1 protein-coding gene and 1 pseudogene are annotated in these 1,412 nt (G+C 58.0%); both read right to left on the bottom strand.

Annotated features, from left to right (window positions below; genetic code table 11):
* Positions 1-691: class I tRNA ligase family protein (locus tag H5U08_RS18755; RefSeq protein WP_297036665.1), on the bottom strand; the 691-nt coding region annotated here is incomplete at its 3' end.
* A 240-nt stretch (positions 692-931) separates the two neighbouring features.
* Positions 932-1,412 (bottom strand): annotated as a pseudogene (locus H5U08_RS18760) (hypothetical protein); the annotation flags it as partial.

Genomic DNA, 1,412 nt, shown 5'->3' on the forward strand with positions numbered 1-1,412 from the left:
AGTCGCGCAGTGGTTCGCTGAGGAAATGCGCTTTGAGATAGTTGGCGATTTCCGGCTGGAGGTGGTCTCCCGTTTGTGTCCACTCTTCCAGAAAATCGTGGAGTTTTTCAATCTGCACAAAGAGATGCTTGGCGGTTCTCAGTTCCGGTTTGGCTCCGGAAATCGTGCTGACGGGGTCGATAAGTTCGGTGGGGCTGTGGGTGTGTCCGCACTTATCGCAGCTATCACCATATTGATCGGGGGCGCGACAGGCCGGATTGGGGCAGGTGCCTTTCACGAATCGGTCGGCCAGAAAAACGCCCGCGACAGGGTCGAAAAGTTGGGTCACTTCTTTCTCGACCACCAGCCCGGCGGCCCGCAGCGCCTTCCAGAAGACGTGGCACATTTCCCGATTTTCCGGGCTGTGGGTGCTGCCATAGTTGTCGAATTCGATATCGAAGCCAGCAAAATCCCGGACATGGGCGGTGTACATCCGCTGGATGAACTCTTCCTCGGGAATTCCTTCCCGGCGCGCGGAGATCATGATGGCGGTGCCGTGCGTGTCGTCGGCACAGATGTAAATACACCGGTGACCGCGCAACTTTTGAAAACGCACCCAGATGTCCGTCTGGATGTACTCCACCAGATGACCGATGTGGATCGGCCCATTTGCGTAAGGTAAGGCGCTGGTTACGAGGATCCGTCTTGCCATTGCGTTCTCGCTTATTTCCGTGCCAGGAATGACGCAGGATGGGTGTTGCGGGCTTCACACGACCCAGAACCCGCATTGTATCCCCTGTCCCGCCATGGCGGGAGTGGGTTTTTGGCCAGACGCGCTACAAGCCGGGAAAGTGGTTTGTGGAAGAATGGAAGCGCCGAGGCAGAAAAACCACCGCTTTTCGGCGGTGGTCTGCCTGAAGGAGCGAACCCGATTCGGAGGGAGTCCGTCGGTTCAGGAAGTGGTGGCCGACTTTTTGGGGACGATGTCGATTTGCAGGGCGGGGTCGGCGGCCGGGACATACGTCGTCGGCAACCCCAGTTCCCGCCGCACAATATTGGTGCCCTGGGCGATCGCGGCGGCCTTGTAGAAGGCGATCTCTCGATTGCATCCCTGTCGCCCAAAGCCGCAGTCGCTGGTGATGACCAGTTTTTCCGGCGGGATGTATTTCAGCGCGCGACGAATCTCGGCGGCCACGTCTTCAGGACGGTCAGCCTGCAGAGTCCGGTGGCTCACCACCCCCACGGCAATCTTCTTGGGCAATCCTTTGCTCAGCGATCCGAAGAGCTCAATATCCTTGAAGTTGCGGTCCTTCATCTCGACCGTCCAGACGTCTCCCTTCGCCTCATACAGGTACATTTCCAGAGACGCCGCGTAACTTGTATCTTCCATGACCCGTTGCATGTTGGGATTACCCCAGCAGGTGTGGATCCAG

Origin of the sequence: Thermogutta sp., from assembly GCF_014359955.1 — a bacterium.
In the GTDB taxonomy this organism is placed as follows: Bacteria; Planctomycetota; Planctomycetia; order Pirellulales; family Thermoguttaceae; genus Thermogutta.